We start from the raw sequence: 2,994 nt of genomic DNA on the forward strand, positions 1-2,994 counted from the left end.
CCTTTAATTGTCGCCATCGGCTTAGGTTCTTTTTGTTTTTGTGTCTGAGTAAACTGGAGATCTGTTTCAGCTACCTTCATTTTCATGATGCCGATTTGAACTTGCCACTCATTTGACGAAACCTTTTCAATTAGATGACCTTTTTGATTAAAGCTAATGACCTTCACTTCATCACCCGGCTTTAACTCTTGCTTCAAAGGCTGCTTCGGTTTTGATTTAGCTTTCTTAATAACAGGTGCCGCTTCGTCGAGACGTTTACGCGCATTAATTAGTTCATGTTCTTTAATATTCGCATTTTCAAAGCGCATTTTCCTTAACTCTGAGATAATATCTTCCGCTTCCGCACGAGCTTTCTCCACTAAGTCAGCCGCTTTACGAGCAGCCTTTTCCATCATGGCGTCTTTATCATCTTGATAGTGTTGGAATTCCTCTTCCAATTCCCGCTGCAGCTTTTCGGCATTCTTTAAGTAGGTTTCTGCTTCTTCTTGATCAATTTCCGCTTGGCGGCGACTGCTTTCAAGTGAGGCTATCATCTTTTCAACTTTATTTGTATCTTCGCCAATATGGCTGCGGGCATTTTGGATAACAGAGTCATTCAGACCCAATCGTTTGGAGATTTCAAATGCATTACTTCGTCCTGGAACTCCAATTAATAACTTATAGGTGGGGCTTAGTGATTCAACATCAAACTCAACGCTCGCATTAACCACACCGTCTCTATCGTAGCCATAAGCCTTTAGCTCAGGGTAATGGGTGGTGGCAATAACCCGTGCACCTCGTTTATGCACTTCATCGAGAATCGAGATGGCCAGTGCCGCACCTTCCTGTGGATCCGTTCCTGCTCCAAGCTCATCAAACAATGCGAGACTTTCATGATCCACATGTTTTAGGATTTCAACAATATTAACCATATGAGAAGAGAAGGTACTCAGACTTTGTTCAATCGACTGTTCATCCCCAATATCTGCGAATACATCTTTGAAAACAGCAATTTCTGAACCATCAAGTGCTGGAATCTGCAGACCCGATTGCCCCATTAACGTACAAAGGCCAATCGTTTTAAGTGTAACGGTTTTACCGCCTGTATTCGGTCCGGTAATGACAATCGTCGAAAACGTATCTCCGAGAAAAATATCATTTGCGACAACAACATCTGCAGGTATTAACGGATGCTTTGCCTTGAATAGACGGACTCTGCCTTCATCATTTATTTTCGGCTTAGAACCACGGATTGCTTTTGAGTACCGAGCCTTTGCAAAAATAAAGTCGATTTGAGCGAGAATCTTTACATTCTGCAATAATTCATGCGTATGTTCTCCAACCGCAGCCGAAAGTTCAATTAAAATCCGTTCTACTTCGACATGTTCCTTCATACGTGTTTCCTGTAGGACATTATTTAACTCCACAATTACTTGAGGTTCAATAAATAATGTTTGACCTGATGAAGATTGATCATGAATAATCCCGCCGTATACACTACGGTATTCTTGCTTAACAGGAATAACAAAGCGATCATTACGAATCGTGACAATAGCATCTGAAAGCATTTTTTGTGCATTAGAAGAACGAATCATGCTTTCTAACTTTTCACGGACTCGGCTTTCATTTGTTCTTAGCTGATTACGCAGTGTCCGCAGCTTATCACTTGCAGAATCAAGAACTTCCCCATGTTCTCCAATCGCAAAACCGATTGTTTCTTGCAGTTCCTGATGAGGGTTTAGTGTCTCCATATATTCCAAAATCAGTGGAATTTCATGATCATCCTCTGCCACATCTTGAAAGAATCGAGAAAGAATCCGTCCAGCGCGGATCGTGCTGGCTACTTCCATCAGTTCATGTGGACTAAGCACACCGCCTATTTGAGCACGTTTGGCTGGTCCCCTTATATCAAAAATACCACCAAGTGGAATATTTCCTTTTAATCGGAGCACATTTGCTCCTTCATCTGTTTCGTCATGCCATTTAATTACCTCAGCAAGATCCGTGGACGGAGCTAATAGCAAAGCACGTTCCTTCCCAATGCTTGAAGAAGCATAGGTTAACAGTTGTTCTTTAATTTTGTCGAATTCCAATGTTTTCAAAACTTTCGAATGCATGGAGTAAAAATCCTCCCTCTTGCGTAGGTATAGTAGTTTGTATTATTTCTTTAAAAAAGTAAGTAATTCTTCAGTTGTACCAGCATTAAGTACGGTAGACTGCTTCAGCCACCCTTTGATTGCAGACGATACACCAACAGTCATATGTTCGAGCATATCAATACTGTGGGCATCTGTATTAATCACGATTTTCACTCCTGCATCCTGAGCTTTACGAACATTAGCTGGAGACAAATCTAAGCGGTTTGGATTAGCATTTAATTCTAATGCTGTATTCGTTGACGCAGCCAGCTCAATCAGCATGTCCATATCTACTTCATAACCTAAACGTTTTCCAATCAGTCTTCCCGTTGGATGGGCGATAATATCCACATGTGGACTATTTAAAGCTGTTTTTAATCGGTCCATAATTTTGTCGCGAGATTGTGAAAAGCTTGAATGGATGGAGGCAATCACAAGATCCATTTCAGCCAAAAGCTCATCATCATAATCTAATGTTCCATCCGGCAGAATGTCCATTTCGATTCCTGAAAGAATGGTAATATCATCATATTTCTCATTTAAGTCATGAATGATTTTCTTTTGTTCCCGCAGTCTTTCAGCTGTCAGTCCATTCGCTACCTTAAGGTATTGGGAGTGATCGGTTATCGCCATATATTTATACCCTTTAGCTCGGCAGGCTTGAATCATTTCGTCAATTGTATGTGCTCCGTCGCTCCAGGTCGTGTGCATATGCAGATCCCCTTGAATTCCTTCCAAAGAGATGAGCGGAGAATCATCCGAATACTTGTCTACCTCTGTTCCATCCTCACGGAGTTCTGGCGGAATATACGGTAATCCAAAATGATGGTAAAACTCGTCTTCACTATCAAAGGTCTTTATTTCACGAGTCTCTGCC

General features: G+C 41.4%; 2 protein-coding genes. Both read right to left on the bottom strand.

What is annotated here, in order from left to right:
* A partial coding sequence (locus tag AC52RT_RS02595) for an endonuclease MutS2 (protein WP_495539302.1) occupies window positions 1–2,096 on the bottom strand: 2,096 nt, incomplete at its 3' end.
* 42 nt (window positions 2,097–2,138) lie between these two features.
* Window positions 2,139–2,994 (bottom strand): DNA polymerase/3'-5' exonuclease PolX (gene polX, locus AC52RT_RS02600; protein ID WP_495539303.1); only part of this gene is annotated, 856 nt, incomplete at its 5' end.

It is taken from the genome of Peribacillus sp., from assembly GCF_059453735.1.